The following is a 16555-nucleotide window of genomic DNA, read 5'->3' on the forward strand; positions in this document are numbered from 1 at the left end:
TGGGAGGATCGGCATGGATAAGAATTTTGTGCTGCTTTGCTGCGTATTAATGTGCCTGTCAGTATTAAAGGCGAGTGAGTATGATTACAGGCAGGTCGTAGCTGAGGTGCTTGATAAGAGCGAAGCCTCACCTGAAGATGCCCAGCTCTGGGTATCTTATCTTCAGAAAGCCTCCAATGTAACTGTCGATGACACCCTGATCATGTTCCGCGAAGCTGCGGCTGAATTTTCAGTTCCGGAAATCCTTCTGGAAGCCATCGGATACGTGGAGAACAACTGGACCCAGATCGGTCCCACGATCGACAGGGGCTGGGGCGTGATGCATCTCGTGGAAAACAACTACTGCGACACACTGGGCGAAGCAGCCAAGCTTCTCAATGTCGAGCGGCAGGTATTGAAGGACGATGCCAGGCAGAACATCCGCGGAGCAGCGGCACTGCTCGCTTTTTATGCAAAAGAGAGTGGAACCACTTCCTCCATCGAGGACTGGTTCCAGGCCGTTTCCAGATTCTCAGGCCTTATCAACCAGGATCTAAGGGATTATCAGGCATACAATTACTTTACCATACTTAAAAATGGAATTGAGGAATTCAATATTTTCAATCAGAAAGTAGAAGTCAGAGCTAATCCTTCACTCGACCTTTCCAAAATCAGACCCAGGAGCATGGACACCCGCGCCACCTCAGTAGATTATCCCGACGCCAAGGCTGCTTTCACCCCATATAATCATGTCGACGGCCGCAGCCACAGCATTGATACCTGGGTTGTGCACTACATTTCCGAGGGCACTTACGCAGGAGCCATCTCCTGGTTCAACAATCCGGATGCCAAGGTCAGCGCCCACTTCTGCATCCGCCACACCGACGGTGAGATCACCCAGGTAGTGAAAGTCGGCGACACTGGCTGGCATTGCGGTGCGAGCAATGGTCAATCCAACAATCAACGCTCCATCGGCATCGAGCACGAAGTCACAGTAGCCCATCCCGAATGGTGGGACAGTCAGCCCCAGTTGCAGGGATCGGCCAAACTCACCCGCTTTTTCTGCGATAAATACGGGATCCAGATCAGGCATGCCTTCCCCGGCATAGTCGGGCATAAGGAAATGCCGGGCTGCAATACCGACTGCCCTGCCAACTGCCCCTGGGACACTCTGATGGGATTGATCAAGGACAGTGGCTCCCCGGACCTCGCCCAGAAAGGAACAGTGAATACCGACGGCACCAATGTCCGCAAAGGTCCGGATACCAGTTATTCAGTGCTTATCACTCTGGACAAGGGCGCAGTAGTAACAATCATATCCAAGGAAGACCAATGGTATAAAGTGACACTTGCCGACAATCGCACAGGATACATCCACGAATCCCTTTTGAACATCAGCGGAAAGGACTGGCAACCAGTCAGCTGATTTATTACCTAAGTCAGCAGTTTATAGCTGCAGTATTTTGTAACTGGAATCATTCATTGATCCAAGGGATAATTCAGGAAAGAATTAACCGGAGGGTCTATGAAGAAGAAAGTCGCTTTCTGGGGATTGATGATCGCTTCACTGCTCTATATCGAACTCATGAATGGTCTTAAATTCAGGAGAAATCCATTGTATTCCCTGTCATGCTGAATCTGCATCCCTTAATCATCGATTCTGCAGTCAACGACAATCCTCAGCAGTTCGCCTTTCCTGAAAGTCCTGCCCAGGGTATCAGCCAGGATGAAATTGTCGGTGACCTCGACAGTTTCGAAATCAGTTGATTTGATCTTCCAGTCTCTGATCCTGAAAGGAAGCAGAAATACAGGCGGCTTTGAATACTGGGGGTTAAATTTCAAGTCATTGTTCGTCTGCAGGCAGGCTGTGATTTCACAGAAATCAGTTCCGGATTTTACTGTGGTCAATTTCATTTCATAATCAGGTGCAGCTACTTTCTTTACTCTGGCAGCCCAGGCCGGGTCGCCGTATAGCACGGTGATTCCAAGGCAGCGTTCAGATTGAGCCTGCACCTCGCCTGTCCAGCAACTTTTCACAAGGTAGCGGGATGCCACCCGGTTCGCATAAACCGCCTCTGCGAAAGTGAATGCTCCCCTAAGGGTGGCGAAATAATTCCAGACCCCCCAGGCTGTGCAGTTCCGGTACTGCGGCTCGATATGCCCGTAAAACTGGTTGGCACCGTTGTGAATCCAGGACAAAGCCATGCATTCCATGGTCTTAGCAGGAATGTGAGCGATCAGGCAGTTGCCCGGACCATAATAGATCTTTGGATTCGTCGTGGTGATTTCGTAAGTGCAGTTGTTCAGATCAACTCCCTTAAGCCTTCCCCGATCAGCAGGTATAATCTTTCCATCTTTATATGCATATCCAAGTCTCCAGTCAAACTCAGTGGCATGCCCGCTCGTGACTATCACGTCGCAATCATTGTGATTCAGATATCTCACCCATTCGGCGGTCGTGTCCGCCGGGCCGGCAACCGCTGCAGTGCTTTTTCCTTTTTCCTTAATGAATTTTGATCCCTGCACCCCTTCGTTGAAGGATACTCCAGACTCGATCCATGGGTCCATCCATCCGTTTCCCAGATGGGAAAGCTCCCTGCGAACTGTAAGAGGGCCTGCCTTGACTATGCGCAGTGCGTCGCGATAATCGTAACCTGTCAGGATCGCCCAGATTGCGTCATCGTATGGGTCATCATCAATGCTCTCCATCAGTCGGATGACGCTCTGAACATAATCCTCGTCGCAATGGTCGGGTCTGGTGATAAAACAGACATAATACGGCTTGTATGCGGAAAGTCCACGCTTCAGCGGCTGGCTCTTGTCAGCCGGTCCTTCAAACCAGAAGACTCTGGCATTGTACTTTGATTTCAGCTGGTTCAGCACAGAAAGCCAGCCTTCGGTGTCGCTGCCGGTATTGAATCCGCCGTTTTCCACGACAATCGCATACCTTCGCGCTTCGGTTCTGGCCTCAGCAGGTGAAAAGTTTAAAAGGATGGTCAATCCGGAAAATAAAACAAAACAGATTGATGCACATTTTGGCATATTCAACCTCACTTTAGATTAGCCGGCAGATTCATCAGTATTTCCTGCAATGATAGGAAGAATCACGCAGAAATCCGTATGACTATTGAAATAGTAACAGGCCGGATCATTCGAGGAACGGATGAATCGTTCCAGTTTATTATCGCCCAGGCTTTTCCGTAATCTGGTAATGATCGCAGTCAATGTGGAACGGTCTTTGTCGAAATCATACTTGCGACCCCAGAGCTTTCTAAAAAGAGCTACCGGCTGGACTAAACGACCGGGTTTCACCACGAATTCGTATAAGAGGGGGACCTGTGTCTGTTTACCGAAAAAATTAACCCGCTTCCCGGAAAGCAGCAGTTCCTCTCCGGAATAATCAATGTAAATCTCATACTGTTCTTTTTTTTCTCTGATCCGTTTCAGTTCTGTCCGTCCGATCTCTTTATGTTTGACCAGTCTGGTATGGAGAATGAATTCCTTCTTTTCAGGCGTAGAAAAGTTATCCAGAAACCAGTTGAATCCTTCCTCAATTTTATTTTTTCGTCTTTCCGGTTGCTCAGCAAGCAGTTTCTCGTATCGTGCGGTAGATTCGGAAATCAAGTCCTGATTTCCAACGAATTCCAATACCCGGATCTTAAGAAACAACACTTTGATCAGGATGTCCTGATGCTGAGACCCGCAATATTCTTCAACTTGAGCCAGTAATTTCCCGGCTTCTTTCCATCTGCCCTGGAAAAGTTTGAGCTGTGAATAAATCAGCAGCAGCATGTTTTTACGCTCAGGATTGTTGAACTTCTCTAGAACTTCTAAGGCAACCTTCAGATGTTCTTCCGATTTTTCGTATTCCAGCAGGCCGAGATAAGCTTCTCCCGTGATTTCATTGAGAAATGACCGTTCGAATACCCAGTTGTTCCGCTCGATGAGGACTAAAGCTTTGCTTACAATCCTGATGGCTTTCTTGAATTCACGGAGATGATTGTAAATCAACCCCTTACCGGCATAGTTGTAAACCATGCCGTGAGGATTGCCGGTCTTCCGATTCAGGATCAGACTTTCAGAAAAGCAGTCGTCAGCTTTTGTAAAATCAGCCATCTGGATGTGAGCATTCCCTTTGTTTTGAAGTAGCAGGGCCAGTGACCCCAGAATATTGTGCCTGCGGTAAATCTCTTCAGCCAGGGAAAATTCCTCAAGCACGCCAGGATAATCCTCTTTATAGTAATGCAGCAGTCCATACCTGACATGAAAATTGGCTTCCAGTTGATCATCAACGCCTTTTTCCAACTCTAACTTAGCCTGCAGCATGCATTCTTCAGCTTTGCCCATGTCTCCAAGCTGTACATGGCACATCGCCAGGTCTATGAAAGCGTCCAGCCGCCTGCCTTCCGGGTGGCCGATCCTTAGGGTTTCGTTGTAATATTCAACTGCTTCCGGGTATTTGCTCTGATTAAAATAAATCTTGGCACGCTGCAGAGCGGCAACTCCACTATGTTCCAACTGATCAACGACTTTCAGGGCTTCCTGATAGCGATGCCAGTAGATCAGGAATCCAGCCTTGCTTTGCAGAAGTTCCTGCCTGTAATGTGTTCCACAGAATTTCAGGGCATCTTCCAGCAACTGGTAAACACTTTCGGTCATGTCGCCGAGGGTCAGACGCTTGTCGCTTACCCGGGTCATCACTTCAGCAGCCATTCTAAGCTCTCCAGCCCTGTGAAAATGATAATAAGACTCGCACAATTCAGGTACTTTATCATTTCCAGCTCTAGCCAGATAATGTCCAACATCCTTGTGGATCTGAGCCAGCTGTGTAGGGCTCAACTGAGATCTGGCGTATTCGCGTATCAGGTCATGGACATAAACTCCATTCCTGGCAGTTTCCAGGAGAAACTTGTCAGTCAGCCTTTTCTGTGCATTCCGGTGCCTTCGGCCTGAAAGAGACGGAAGTTCTACAGTATTGACTGGTATTCGCAGAACGGAAAGTGTTTTCAGAAGATCCTGTTCAGCCGGTTCTAGTGTTTCCCACAACAAATCGAGCAGATATTGACCCTGTTTTTCACGGAATTCGCCGGACTGCCGCAGAAGTTCTTCAACATTGTGGCCACCTTCCACCAGGAGGCTGGCAAACAGCTTCAGCGAAAATGGATGTCCCTTGAATTCTTGAGTGATCCTGTGTTTCTGATCAGACGACATTTCTATCCCATGCAAATTCAGCATCTGTTCGAGCATTGAAAACGATTCTTCGATTTCCAGGCCATCCAGCAGGATTTCATTTGTGTCTGAGCGCCGATCAAGGTCAAGTGAGACGCGATTTCTGGAAGCGATGATCAGTTTTGCCCTTTGGAAAAGCTTCAGAGAATACTCGATCAGCTGCAGCGAATTTTCATTTTCCACTAATTGGAAATCATCGATGCACAAAATCAAGGCATTGTCCTCGAGAATTTCGACGATTTTCTCCGGGGTATACCCGGTTTGAGACAGGTATTGCTTCTTTCCTGTCAATTGGATGATTTTCTGCAGAATGCTGGCCTGGAGGTCAGCCCACGTCCACCCGGACCGGCATGCTACCCAGATCAGTTTTTCCCCATAAGTTGCATTTTTTTTCAAGGAATTGGCAAAAGTCAGGACCAGTGCTGTTTTCCCCATTCCGGCGATCCCTGAGACCAGGGAAACCTTTTTTTCTGAAAAAAGGGAAGTCAGCCTGGCCAGTTCTTTTTTTCTACCGCAGAAACCGTGTGGTGCAGACGGTATCATCATGACAGTATTTTATTTCATTCTCAGTAAGAAGCCAACATATTAATTTCCTATCAGTCCAAGTGCAGTAATTTGTAACTGGAATCCACTGGTCATCAGATGATAATAAATAATAACAGAAGAAAACAATCTCAAACTCAGCGGAGGAAACATGAGGAAGCTGGAAAAGAAAACTGCAAGTAACAAACAAGGATCCTATGAGAGGATCAAAATTGTCTATTCGACACTTGACAGGAATTCGGAAAATTCCGTGAATGATGCCCAAAGCACTCCCTATTATGAAGAACGTTATATTCTGGTCAGGTGCAGGTAATCAGTTCCAGCAAACTGAATTATTCAAAAACTTATGGAGGAGAAATGTGTAACAGATTAATCTGTTGTGCAGCAGCGGTCCTGTTAATCTCAGGGCTAGCCCTGGCAGGGGAAGGCAGTTATTATGGAGTAGCTTATGTGAGCGTTCCCGCAGTATCTTCGGACGGATTTGACGCTTTCAGCATGAATGAAGCTACACAACTATGCAACAGTGCTGAAGAAGCCCAGGCTGCGGTAAAAAATCTCGAACAACGCTTGATCGACAAAGCCAGGAAAACCATGATGCTTACCTTAAAGGGAGACATGCTGTTCGACCATGGCACCATCGTTTCAGTCAACCAGGATGATAATCTGGAAAGGATCCAGTTGGAGAAGTTCAGCGGTGTCAATACAGTGACAATCTGGGACAAAGCACAGCCATACGAACAAGCCGGGCACTATGTCTATGTTTATGAAGCCAACGGACTTTACGGAACTTCCGCTGAAGCAGTCGCAGCAGCTGAAAAATCCGAGTGGATCGCTGTTTCCATGGCTATCGCAGCCGGAAAGTCCAAACTCGGACATCCGGACTGGAAAGACAGTCAGTTTTCCAGTCGCTGCGAGTATTCATTTAAAACCGTCCTGGTTTCTGAACATTACAGGGGATGGATCAAGGTTGCAGTCTGGTATAAAGACGAACCTGTCTATGCAGCACAGTCAAACAACCGCTATAAAGTATATACATATTGTGCTCCAGGTACCTGGGAGACTGAAGATGAAGCTCTCCAGTCAGCCCATGATTTTACACAGCAGGCAGTCGCAGCGGCATTGTACCAGGGCGGAAAAGACCTGGGATGCGAGTGGGGCAGCGGGTATTACCTGCAGACTTCATGTCAGTATGGAGTAGAGACATTAAAAAAATGAATATAAATCCGTGAATCCTAACAATCCAAAAAGGCACCTGAAAAGGGTGCTTTTTTGATTGTACCTGTTTCAGCACTTTGACCGCTAACCAGGGATCGGCAGATTCTGAAACCGATTTGTAACATCATGTTCACAATTCCTATGGTTGACGCTCTTCCCAGTGTTACAATTTGAAACAAATTGTAACAAATTGTAACTGGTATTGCTGTGGAATAGCCATATAATGGTAAGTAAGAATGAAGAAACTATTATAAAGGAGGGATATCGAGCGATAAGTTCTCAAGGATAAGTATAAGTACAAAAAGTAAGGGAGTCAGGACACACTCCCGAAAAAATGGTCCGTATTAAGTAACAAGGAGAGTAAGAAGTATGAAGCTCAGCATCGTATTCATCTTAGCAATCGCTTTAATGGTCTCGTTCGTCAATCCAACAACAGCAGCAACCAAAAAACCCTGGACATTCATGGTCTACCTCGATGGCGACAACAACCTCGAACCATATGGCATCATGAACGTCAATCAGATGGAAAAAGTCGGTTCCACCGATGCCACCAATGTTGTAGTGCTCTTTGACAGGGCATCCGGATACGATTCCACCAACGGCAACTGGACAGATTCCAGGATCATGTATATCACCAAAGACAATGACACCAGCATCATGAATTCCAAAGTCGTAAAGAATTGCGGCGAACTTGACATGGGTTCCGGAAAAACCCTCACAGATTTCGTGCAGTACTGCAAGGACAATTATCCGGCCGAGCATTATTTTCTGACTCTCTGGAACCATGGCGCAGGCTGGAAAAAGAAAGGCGGAAATGATGTGATGAGGGGCGTCTGCTATGACGACCAGAGCGGCAATCATATGGACATGGCCTCAGTGGAAAACTCAATGGTCGCCATTAAGGGCATACTCGGCCAGAAACTTGATGTGCTCGACTATGACGCCTGCCTGATGGCCATGCTCGAATGCAATTATCAGATCAAGGATACCGTGGATTACATGACTGCTTCCGAAGAAACCGAACCAGGCGACGGCAACCCATACGAGCTGATGCTCAACGGTCTGACCGCCAGCACAACTCCGGAGCAGTATGCGATTCACATTGTTGATTCTTATAAAGAATATTATTCCAGCGGTTCTGAAGGTGTAACCAAGTCCGCAGTGGACCTTTCCAAAATCCAGGCTCTGACCACTGCTGTGGCTGACGCTGCCAATGCCATGAACGGCAAGATCAGCGCTGTGAAGACTGCCATCACTACAGCCAGGAAGAGCGTGCAGGTCTTCTACGATGCAGACTATGCGGATCTTTCCCACCTCTGCTCCACAATCAAAACCACTGACACCACAATCAAACCCAAGCTGGATGCAGTAGTTGCAGCGGTCAAGGCAGCAGTCATCAACAACTGCACAGTCGGCACTGCAATGAAGAACGCTACAGGAATCTCAATTTATTTCCCAAGTTCGAGCGGCAGCTATCTGACAAAGTATGATGGTCTCTCATTCTGCACAGCCACAAAATGGAACAAATTCCTCTCAGCCTATTACAAAGGCTCCAGTGTCAGTGTGGAACCTGTAGCCGAAAACACCCCAGCCGAAACACCGAGCACCAGCGGCAGCTGGTGGGACAACTGGTTCGGCAGTTACACTGCTCTTCAGACAGAGAAGCTGAACCTGATCAATGCCGGCAGGCTTGAGGAAACCATGGCCATGACAATCGCCCAGAGGGATGCTCAGATGGTGGAAGAAGCCCGCTGCCAGATCGAGACAGCCATAGAGAACAACACCATTCACCAGCTGATTGCCAACATCAGCAGCCTGAACGATGATCAGAAACTGGCGGTTGCCCCCGTAGTGGAAGAAATCAAAGCCCAGCTCATCATCGCCCAGTTACAGAAACATTAAGTAATCTCATAAGTTACGTAAAAAAGTCCTGCTTTTGCAGGACTTTTTTCTTTGTTTGCGGTAATTATTAGGTTTTTTTCTTGACAGCTGAATCCTGCTGGATTAAAATGTAACCTGCTTAGGGCGAATAGCTCAGTTGGGAGAGCATCGGCCTTACACGCCGGCGGTCGCAGGTTCAAACCCTGTTTCGCCCACCAGAAGAATCACGGAGCGGTGGTGTAGCCCGGTTAGCACATCGGCCTGTCACGCCGAAGGTCGCGAGTTCAAATCTCGTCCGCTCCGCCATTTCTTATAGAATCAGGTGCCGAGATAGCTCAGCTGGTAGAGCAGCGGACTGAAAATCCGCGTGTCGGTGGTTCAATCCCGCCTCTCGGCACCATTCTCATAGGGCGGCATAGCCAAATTGGTAAGGCAAAGGACTGCAAATCCTTCAATCCCGGTTCGAGTCCGGGTGCCGCCTCCAATCAAAATCAAGACGAATGAACAAATTCATTTTCCGATTACTGCTCACCTTCACGATCCTGATCATATGTATTGCATCTGTTGTTATCGGAGCATTCATTGGTGTTTATCATTCCCTGGAACAGGAAATTCCGGACATCTCGATCGTAACTTATCAACCGCCTCTGAATTCGATGATTTACGACTGCAAAGGCAGAGTTATTACGGAACTGCACAATGGGGGTGAAAACCGTTCCGAAAAAGCCAGGCTTACCGACATTCCAGTCTACCTGTCAAATGCCGTGATTGCGATCGAAGATGAACGTTTCTGGAAACATCACGGAATCGATCCTTATGCAAACTTGAGAGCGATCTGGGTAGACATCATGAAAAAAACTGCCGCTCAAGGTGCTTCCACGATTTCCCAGCAGCTTGCCCGCAATGCATTTCTCACCGCTGAAAAGACCATCGAACGCAAGATCAAGGAAGCGATCGTCGCCCTGAAGATCGAAAAGCTTTTTTCCAAGGAAGAGATCCTGGAGAATTACCTGAATCAGATCTATTTCGGTCCTCAGGCTTACGGAATAGTATCAGCAGCCCGGACCTACTTCAATAAAACCCCGTCACAGCTCACTTTGCTGGAGTCGGCGGTGCTGGCTGGTCTGATCAGAAACCCATCCTATTACTCCCCTTATAAGAATCCCAGCCGTACTCTGCAGCGCGCCAAGCTGGTGCTGTCGAAAATGCTTGAGCAGAAGCTGATCACCTGGATGGATTATGAGAACGCCCTCAAACAACCCCTGCAGCTCAATTTTGAGAAAAAATTCCTTCCTCCTGCTCCCTATTTTGTGTTCGAATATCTGATGCCCCTTCTTACCAAGTCCTTTGACGAGAAAAAAATTCTTACAGGAGGCTGGAAGATTTATACCACGCTGGATTTGGATATCCAGCAATCTGCTGACGAAGCTTTCAGAAATGCGGAAATTTTCAAGGAACTCCACGATCTGCCTGACAACAGAATCGACGGTTGTCTGATCTGCCTGGAAACATCCACATCCAAAATCAGAGCCATGGTGGGAGGAAAGAGTTATCTGGAATCCAAATTCAACCGGACTGTGATTGCACGCAGACAAATGGGATCTGCCTTCAAGCCTTTCATCTATCTGGCGGCAATGAATGCCCGCATCCCTCCGAACAAAATCGTGGATGACGAACCACATTCATATCCTGTCCCAGGAACCAACCAGATCTGGTCACCGCACAATTATCAGGAAAAATATCATGGCCCAACCACTCTGATCGACGCCATTGTCGGATCATACAACATGGCCACGATTGAACTTCTCCGCCTGGTTGGATGCCAGCCTGTAATCGATATCGCCAGAAAACTTGGTCTGACCAGCAAACTTGAGGCAAGGCTTTCCATGGCTCTGGGCTCATATGAAGCCATCCCCCTTGAAATCGCCGAATGTTATGCCAGCATCGCCAGGATGGGAATCTCAAGCCCCTCCATCGGCATCGAGCGGGTGGAAGACAAGGACGGCAACATACTGCTGGAAAACAACTTCAAAGGACTGCAATCAGTCTCACCCCAAGCGTGTTACGTAATTGTGGACCTGATGAAAAAAGTCAATGAATTCGGCACAGGCACCACAGCCAGGCTGGACAACCATGTATCTGCAGGAAAGACCGGCACCACCGACAACTATACCAATGCCTGGTATTGCGGCATCACCCCCGAATTCACTTTTGTTACTTACATAGGTTTTGATACTCCCATCCCTATGGGAGGCAACCGTTCAGGCGGCCATGTGGCAGCTCCGATTTTTAAGGATTTCATGGAAAAGGCACTGAAAAACTACCCGCCAAGCAACTTTCCACGCCCGGATGGAGTTGTTGATGTGATGATCTGTCGAAATTCCGGCCTGCTCGCAACCGAGAGCTGTCCCAGAAAAATCACTCAGGCCTTCCTCGCAGGGACAGAACCTGACAGCGAATGCTCAGAGCACGGTGAAGGAGCCTCAACTGTCGAAGAAAATGATGAAGAAGCACCCACTGAAGACTCTCCTGATTTCGATGAATACGACCAGCTGAAAAAGGGAACCGGAACTGAGACAGGTATCTCCCAAGATACCACTACCAGCAACTCTGCCGGTGAAATCCCGAGCGGGGTTCAAGATGATGGCTCACAAAACGAAGATCAGGATAACGGTGGGTTTTAAAAAAACGTTCAGCTGACTTTCAAATCAGTAATTTCCAGAAAAATGTTCCTGATTTCCCTGAAACAATGATTGAGTGAAGACTTTGTAAATTTACCTCCACTTTTTTCGGCAAGTTCAGAAAGGCTGAGGCAAGGGTTCCAAATCCTGAGCAGCGCGGCATCCTTCAGCCTTTTATTAATATTTTCCAGACCTATCCCGCTTTTAATGGCTTCAATCCAGTAAAGCTGTTTGCTTGAACTGGTCACAATTTTTTTTAGATTCCCTGTCTCGCAGTTGACAAGCCTGTTGGTCAGATTCTTGATTTCCATCATGATATTCCTGTCTTCCAGAAATAGAATGGAACGGTTGAGGGAAAATCCATCCAGAAATTTCTCAGCCACACTTTTACCTTTTCCCACCAACAGATACAGCTTCCTGAGCGTATATATTTTCAGTAAAAGCCCCAGGTCTTCCCTGCCGATTTTTCTGATTCTGTTAAGCACGGCCCGGTCGTGGTGGAAAATTTCAATTGTAAACGGGGCCGAAAGCTGCAAAGTTCCGCAGAGGAGAAAAATCATGGCGAAGTAGTTCCTGCGGCAGCAGCCGGAGACAAGCGGCCGTTCCAGAGTTTCCGAGAGAATTTCAGCTGAAGGTACCTCTATTTCCAGGAAATAGGTGTTGTCTTTTTTCAAAGTGTTCTTGCGCCGGTAGCTGACAACTACCCGGCCCAGGTGCCGCTTCAAAAGTGGTGTCAGAAATTTCAGCACTTCAGGATTGCTGCTTTTCAGCTCCAGTTTAATTCCTTCCCGGTAATACTTGGCAAAGCCGATTGATTTAAGAGCCGCCTGGATCATGACTTGAGCGCAGCAAGCTGAGGATACAGCCGAAAGTGAATGCAGCAATTCCCGCTTTACTTCCGCAGAGCTGTCAAAACTTCTGTCATTTGGATCTGGTTTCCGCAATCTGTTACTACTCATTATCTGGACTGATTCCTGTGGAACATGTGCCAATCAACTGCCGGATTTTAAACTCCCATGTCTTTCACATTTCCAGACGCTCCGGTCAGGCTGATACTCAAAACCCTGAGGGCACAGAATTCTTGCTTCAGGGCAGAGCTGGCTTTCAAGAGCTTCCTTGGTCGGAATTTTTTCAGGTGTCTTCAGCCTGAATAAAAAATCTGCTGCAATCAGAACCCTCTGATTCTCGTAACAGATCTGCCTGCTTCTTTCCATATATGCGTTCTTGATTTCAGGAATGTAATAAAAAACAGCCGGTTCAACTTCATCGTCCTGTGTCAGGACTCTATCACCGCTCTGCCTGCTGGTTGAAATGTCGATGACAGTCTGAAGTTCACGCTCTGTAAAATAAGCAAGGTCTTTGAGAGTAACCTTGTTCTGGTAATTCTTGACTTCATTGAGAAGCGCAAAACCAAGATTCAGCAGAGAATTCTGATAATACCCGTTTAAGAAGTCATAAACCTGCCTGATCTGGTCTGGGTCCGGATTTTTCAGCAGAGCCTGGCTGTCCAGCAGCGACAGATAGTTTTTAGCGCCCTCGTAGTCTTCCCATTTTTCAAGTATTTTTACCACTCCAATATAAGCTGAGATGAAATCCGGATCTTTCTTCAGAACAGATTTGAAGGAGTCGAGGGCTTCCCTCTTTTTCCCTAGATGCAGAAAATTGAGTCCGATCAGATAGTCCAGCGAGGTTCTGTTCACACCGCCTTTCAAAGCTTTTTCAAACCAGCTCTGCGCTTTCTGATAATTCTCCTGATAATAATAAGATTCACCCATACTGGCAAAATACTCAGGGTTGTCGGGAGACAGTTCCAGAGCCCGGACAATCAGGCTCTGCCCGATTGAATCAGCAATGTGCTGGCGGATCAGAAGCAATCCGAGATTATTCAGGGCTTCACAGTAGTCAGGGATTATTTCAAGTGCTTTCTCGTATGAGGCCTTGGCATCAGAATATTTCTTGAGTTTTTCCTGACAGAGACCGATATTGTTAAGTATTTCAGGGGACTGGGGACAGAGGTCGCGCGCCTGTAAAAAATTAAACAGTGAGTCCTCATACTTACTTTCCTTGTAATACTCCCGCCCCAGATTGAAATAATTTTCCAGAAGATCCCTGGTAAACCCGGGTGCTGCTAGAAGTAGACACCACACTACTAGAATCTTAAGTGTGTTCACGGATCTTTTCAATGGCAGCCTCTGCTTCCAGGCGGATTTCACCATTCGGATGCTGGAGATATTTTACGATCTGGCCCAGCGATTTTTCATTGCCGATTTCTCCGATGGCTATGATCAGCTCCTTGAGATGCTCGTCAGTCTCTTTATTTTCGGAAATTCTTTTGTAAATAGCCGGCAGCGCTTCTTCACCGATTTTTTTCAATGCTTCGATCGCGTTACGATTCACAACCCAGAACTGGTCTCCGATCACAGCCACCAGTTCTCCTATCGCTGATTTTTCCTTCAGCTCACCAAGCACCCAGCAGGCGGAAGCCCGCATCCATTCGTTCCTGTCTTTCAGCATTCCTCTCAACAGTTCCACGGATTTTTCCCGGTCGAAGCGTGAGAGGGTCTTGGCTGCATTAGCCCTGATTCTGTTGCTGGTATCCCTGAAGAACGGGGAGATAATCGGCAAAATCTCGGTATCTCCAATCAAATCCAGTGCTTCGATGGCATTTGCCCTTACCCGTTCGTCGGCATCCTTTAGATAAATTGCGATCATAGGTACGTGTGACTTGTTTCCAAGCTGGCCCAGTACCATGATGGCAGTGGCCCGAACCCGTATGTCCTTCTCGTCCTGCATGAATTGTATGAGATAGTCCACGCACCGCTTGTCACCAATTTTCCCCAGTGATTCCAAGATCTGGAGTCGAATCAGCGGATTCGGATCTGCAAAGGACTGAATCAGCTGATCAATGGATTTCGCTGATTTCACCTTCCCCAGAGCTTTTATCGCCATATAGCGGACATTCTCATTTCTGTCATCCAGGCATCCGATGAGCAGGTCTTCTACGACATACGCAGGGAAAAACTGCAGTTCCTGCAGGGCCAGAAAACGCTTTTCCCACTCTTTGGACTTCAGGTCAAGCTTGTATTCATCAAGGCTTTTATAATCTACCATGACATCTCCAGGTTAATAAGTGATAAAGCTCTTTACGGGTGCGGTGAGCTTTTTTCTGCCGTTAAGAAATCCGAGTTCGATCAGGAAGAGATGGGTGACCGGTGTGGCGCAGAGTTTTTTCACCAGGCTCTCTATCGCTTCGGCTGTCCCTCCGGTTGCCAGCAGATCGTCGATGATTGCGACTCTCTGCCCGATCTTCAAGGCATCCTTGTGAATGCAGATCGTATCCTGCCCGTACTCCAGGTCATAGGTGACGCAAACCGTTTCAGACGGAAGTTTCCCGGCCTTTCGGACAGGTATGAACGGTACGCCAAGCTGTACTGAAAGTGGAGCTCCAAAGATGAAACCTCTTGATTCCGCAGCCACAATCGCCTCTATCTTGAATTCATTTAAATATGATTTCATCTTGCGGATTACCTGCCGAAACACCAGGGGATTGGAAAGCAGCGGAGTGATGTCTTTAAAAATGATACCCTTTTTAGGAAAATCCGGGACATCACGGATCGATTTTTTCCACTTTTCCATCTTCACCTCCGAAATCAAAAGTTTGATTGAAATTGATATCTTTAATCTTCAGTTGAACGCTTGTTTCATTCTGGAATCGGTTCAATGAAAGGCTGTAGGCAAGATTGATCGACTGTGCTGGCGAATAAAGTTTCTCATAAAAATTCTGCAGGTTGAATCCGATGCAGTTCAATTGTCTGCCGTTCTTCTTCACTCTGAGCTTCAGATGTTTCTTGTTGTTGCCGACCAGGGAACTTTCCAGAACTGAAATGTCGTTGGTGACAAAAACAGGTTGCTGATTCTTCATGCCGAAAGGTGCCAGCGCTTCCAGTGATTGAATCAGCTCTTCGTTGATCTCGTTAAAATCGAGTTCGCTGTCAACCTGCAGATTAGGGAAAGGTACTTCCCCGCCTAATCTTTCAGCAACCAGCTCCTGAAATTTGGTTTTGAAAGTCTCTATGTTTTCCCTTTTAATCGTGAAACCTGCAGCCATTTCGTGCCCGCCGAATTTTTCCAGCAGATCAGAGCAGAGAGAAAGTTCCCTGTGGAGTGGAAAACCGTCGATCGAACGGGCAGACGCCCTGCCAATCTCTGAGTCGAAGGAGATGAGAACCACAGGTCTGTAAAATTTTTCCTTGAGCTTGGAAGTCACTATCCCGATCACGCCTGCATGCCAGTCTTTTGAATAAAGCACTAAACCGGCTTCGTTCTGCAGATTGTCTTTGATAATGATCTGCTCAGCCTCACGCATAATGTCAAGCTCTATCTTCTGGCGGCGGCGGTTGATTTCGTCAAGCCTCCTGGCGAGAAAAGCTGCCTCTTCCTTGTTTTCCGTGGTCAGGAGCCTGACAGCCAGTTTAGGGTCGTCGATCCTCCCGCAGGCATTAATCCTGGGCGCCATTATGAAGGCCACGTCGCTGGAATCGATGTCACCGGGAGAGAGCCCAGAGATCTTGATCAGGGCACTGACGCCGACATTATCGGTTTTTTTAAGTTTTTTTAATCCATACCTGGCAATGATCCTGTTTTCCCCGGTCAGAGGAACTATGTCGGCGATCGTGCCGAGTGCGACAAGATCAAGGTTGTTGTAAATATAATGGTCTGAAAAGTTGAAATCCTTCAGGAGTTTCTGGAAGAGTTTGAAAGCCACGCCCACTCCGGAGAGAAACTTGTAGGGGTATTTTTCGTCAGGACGTTTCGGATTAAGCACCGCCACAGCCGGCGGAAGCACGTCGAGGGGTTCGTGATGATCTGTAATGATCACGTCAATTCCCAGTTCTTTGGCAAACCTGACTTCTTCGACATTGGAGATCCCGCAGTCCACGGTAATGATCAGGTCATACACTGTCTGTTTCAATCTCTTGATTGAATCAATGTTCAGGCCGTAACCCATGCACTGGCGCTCAAGAATA

At 47.4% G+C, this 16555-nt stretch carries 12 protein-coding genes and 4 tRNA genes; 9 read left to right on the forward strand and 7 right to left on the reverse strand.

Going from position 1 to position 16555, the window contains the following annotated elements:
* Positions 1-13: 13 nt before the first annotated feature.
* Complete coding sequence (locus PHW04_13605; protein MDD2716924.1) at positions 14-1405, forward strand: N-acetylmuramoyl-L-alanine amidase; 1392 nt, start codon at positions 14-16, stop codon at positions 1403-1405.
* Between the two features lie 221 nt (positions 1406-1626).
* On the opposite strand, the gene PHW04_13610 is transcribed toward PHW04_13605, so the two are convergent.
* Positions 1627-3021 (reverse strand): hypothetical protein, encoded by a 1395-nt coding sequence (locus PHW04_13610; GenBank protein ID MDD2716925.1) that lies wholly within the window; start codon positions 3019-3021, stop codon positions 1627-1629.
* Between the two features lie 18 nt (positions 3022-3039).
* On the reverse strand, positions 3040-5754 hold the full coding sequence (locus PHW04_13615) for an NB-ARC domain-containing protein (GenBank protein ID MDD2716926.1): 2715 nt from the start codon (positions 5752-5754) through the stop codon (positions 3040-3042).
* Between the two features lie 148 nt (positions 5755-5902).
* Here PHW04_13615 and PHW04_13620 point away from each other — a divergent pair, with 148 nt between their 5' ends.
* The 8 genes from PHW04_13620 to PHW04_13655 all read left to right on the forward strand — a co-directional run bounded on the left by PHW04_13620 (position 5903) and on the right by PHW04_13655 (position 11531).
* Positions 5903-6064 carry a hypothetical protein gene (locus PHW04_13620; protein MDD2716927.1) on the forward strand — a complete coding sequence of 54 codons (162 nt, stop codon included), beginning with the start codon at positions 5903-5905 and terminating at the stop codon, positions 6062-6064.
* 44 nt (positions 6065-6108) lie between these two features.
* On the forward strand, positions 6109-6966 hold the full coding sequence (locus tag PHW04_13625) for a hypothetical protein (protein ID MDD2716928.1): 858 nt from the start codon (positions 6109-6111) through the stop codon (positions 6964-6966).
* Between the two features lie 369 nt (positions 6967-7335).
* Positions 7336-8868, forward strand: a complete 1533-nt coding sequence (locus tag PHW04_13630; protein MDD2716929.1) for a clostripain-related cysteine peptidase — start codon at positions 7336-7338, stop codon at positions 8866-8868.
* Positions 8869-8989: 121 nt separating this feature from the next.
* Positions 8990-9065: transfer RNA gene (locus PHW04_13635), tRNA-Val, on the forward strand.
* A 10-nt stretch (positions 9066-9075) separates the two neighbouring features.
* Positions 9076-9153, forward strand: a tRNA-Asp gene (locus PHW04_13640).
* 18 nt (positions 9154-9171) lie between these two features.
* Positions 9172-9247 (forward strand) — tRNA-Phe (locus tag PHW04_13645).
* A gap of 9 nt (positions 9248-9256) precedes the next feature.
* Positions 9257-9331, forward strand: a tRNA-Cys gene (locus PHW04_13650).
* 16 nt (positions 9332-9347) lie between these two features.
* Positions 9348-11531, forward strand: coding sequence for a PBP1A family penicillin-binding protein (locus PHW04_13655; GenBank protein ID MDD2716930.1), 2184 nt, complete (start codon positions 9348-9350; stop codon positions 11529-11531).
* Between the two features lie 8 nt (positions 11532-11539).
* Here the strand turns inward: PHW04_13655 and whiA are convergent, their stop codons facing one another.
* From whiA to recJ, 5 genes are all read right to left on the reverse strand, one after another.
* Entirely contained in the window at positions 11540-12487 is a 948-nt protein-coding gene (gene whiA / locus PHW04_13660) for a DNA-binding protein WhiA (protein MDD2716931.1), read from the reverse strand.
* Positions 12488-12520: 33 nt separating this feature from the next.
* Positions 12521-13711 (reverse strand): tetratricopeptide repeat protein, encoded by a 1191-nt coding sequence (locus tag PHW04_13665; protein MDD2716932.1) that lies wholly within the window; start codon positions 13709-13711, stop codon positions 12521-12523.
* Entirely contained in the window at positions 13686-14639 is a 954-nt protein-coding gene (locus PHW04_13670; protein MDD2716933.1) for a HEAT repeat domain-containing protein, read from the reverse strand. Before PHW04_13670 ends, PHW04_13665 begins: the two co-directional genes overlap by 26 nt.
* Before the next feature lie 12 nt (positions 14640-14651).
* Complete coding sequence (locus tag PHW04_13675) at positions 14652-15164, reverse strand: adenine phosphoribosyltransferase (GenBank protein ID MDD2716934.1); 513 nt, start codon at positions 15162-15164, stop codon at positions 14652-14654.
* Positions 15136-16555, reverse strand: a 1420-nt coding sequence (recJ, locus tag PHW04_13680) for a single-stranded-DNA-specific exonuclease RecJ (protein MDD2716935.1), incomplete at its 5' end; no start/stop codon positions are given. The genes PHW04_13675 and recJ, both read right to left, overlap by 29 nt.

Source organism: Candidatus Wallbacteria bacterium, from assembly GCA_028687545.1.
GTDB lineage: Bacteria > Muiribacteriota > JAQTZZ01 > JAQTZZ01 > JAQTZZ01 > JAQTZZ01.

What these genes read in the sequence shown, in the direction of transcription:
- PHW04_13605 (MDD2716924.1), top strand. Translation starts at nt 14, where the DNA reads ATGGATAAGAATTTTGTGCTGCTTTGCTGCGTATTAATGTGCCTGTCA.
- PHW04_13610 (MDD2716925.1), bottom strand. Translation starts at nt 3,021, where the DNA reads ATGCCAAAATGTGCATCAATCTGTTTTGTTTTATTTTCCGGATTGACC.
- PHW04_13615 (MDD2716926.1), bottom strand. Translation starts at nt 5,754, where the DNA reads ATGATGATACCGTCTGCACCACACGGTTTCTGCGGTAGAAAAAAAGAA.
- PHW04_13620 (MDD2716927.1), top strand. Translation starts at nt 5,903, where the DNA reads ATGAGGAAGCTGGAAAAGAAAACTGCAAGTAACAAACAAGGATCCTAT.
- PHW04_13625 (MDD2716928.1), top strand. Translation starts at nt 6,109, where the DNA reads ATGTGTAACAGATTAATCTGTTGTGCAGCAGCGGTCCTGTTAATCTCA.
- PHW04_13630 (MDD2716929.1), top strand. Translation starts at nt 7,336, where the DNA reads ATGAAGCTCAGCATCGTATTCATCTTAGCAATCGCTTTAATGGTCTCG.
- PHW04_13655 (MDD2716930.1), top strand. Translation starts at nt 9,348, where the DNA reads ATGAACAAATTCATTTTCCGATTACTGCTCACCTTCACGATCCTGATC.
- whiA (MDD2716931.1), bottom strand. Translation starts at nt 12,487, where the DNA reads ATGAGTAGTAACAGATTGCGGAAACCAGATCCAAATGACAGAAGTTTT.
- PHW04_13670 (MDD2716933.1), bottom strand. Translation starts at nt 14,639, where the DNA reads ATGGTAGATTATAAAAGCCTTGATGAATACAAGCTTGACCTGAAGTCC.
- PHW04_13675 (MDD2716934.1), bottom strand. Translation starts at nt 15,164, where the DNA reads ATGGAAAAGTGGAAAAAATCGATCCGTGATGTCCCGGATTTTCCTAAA.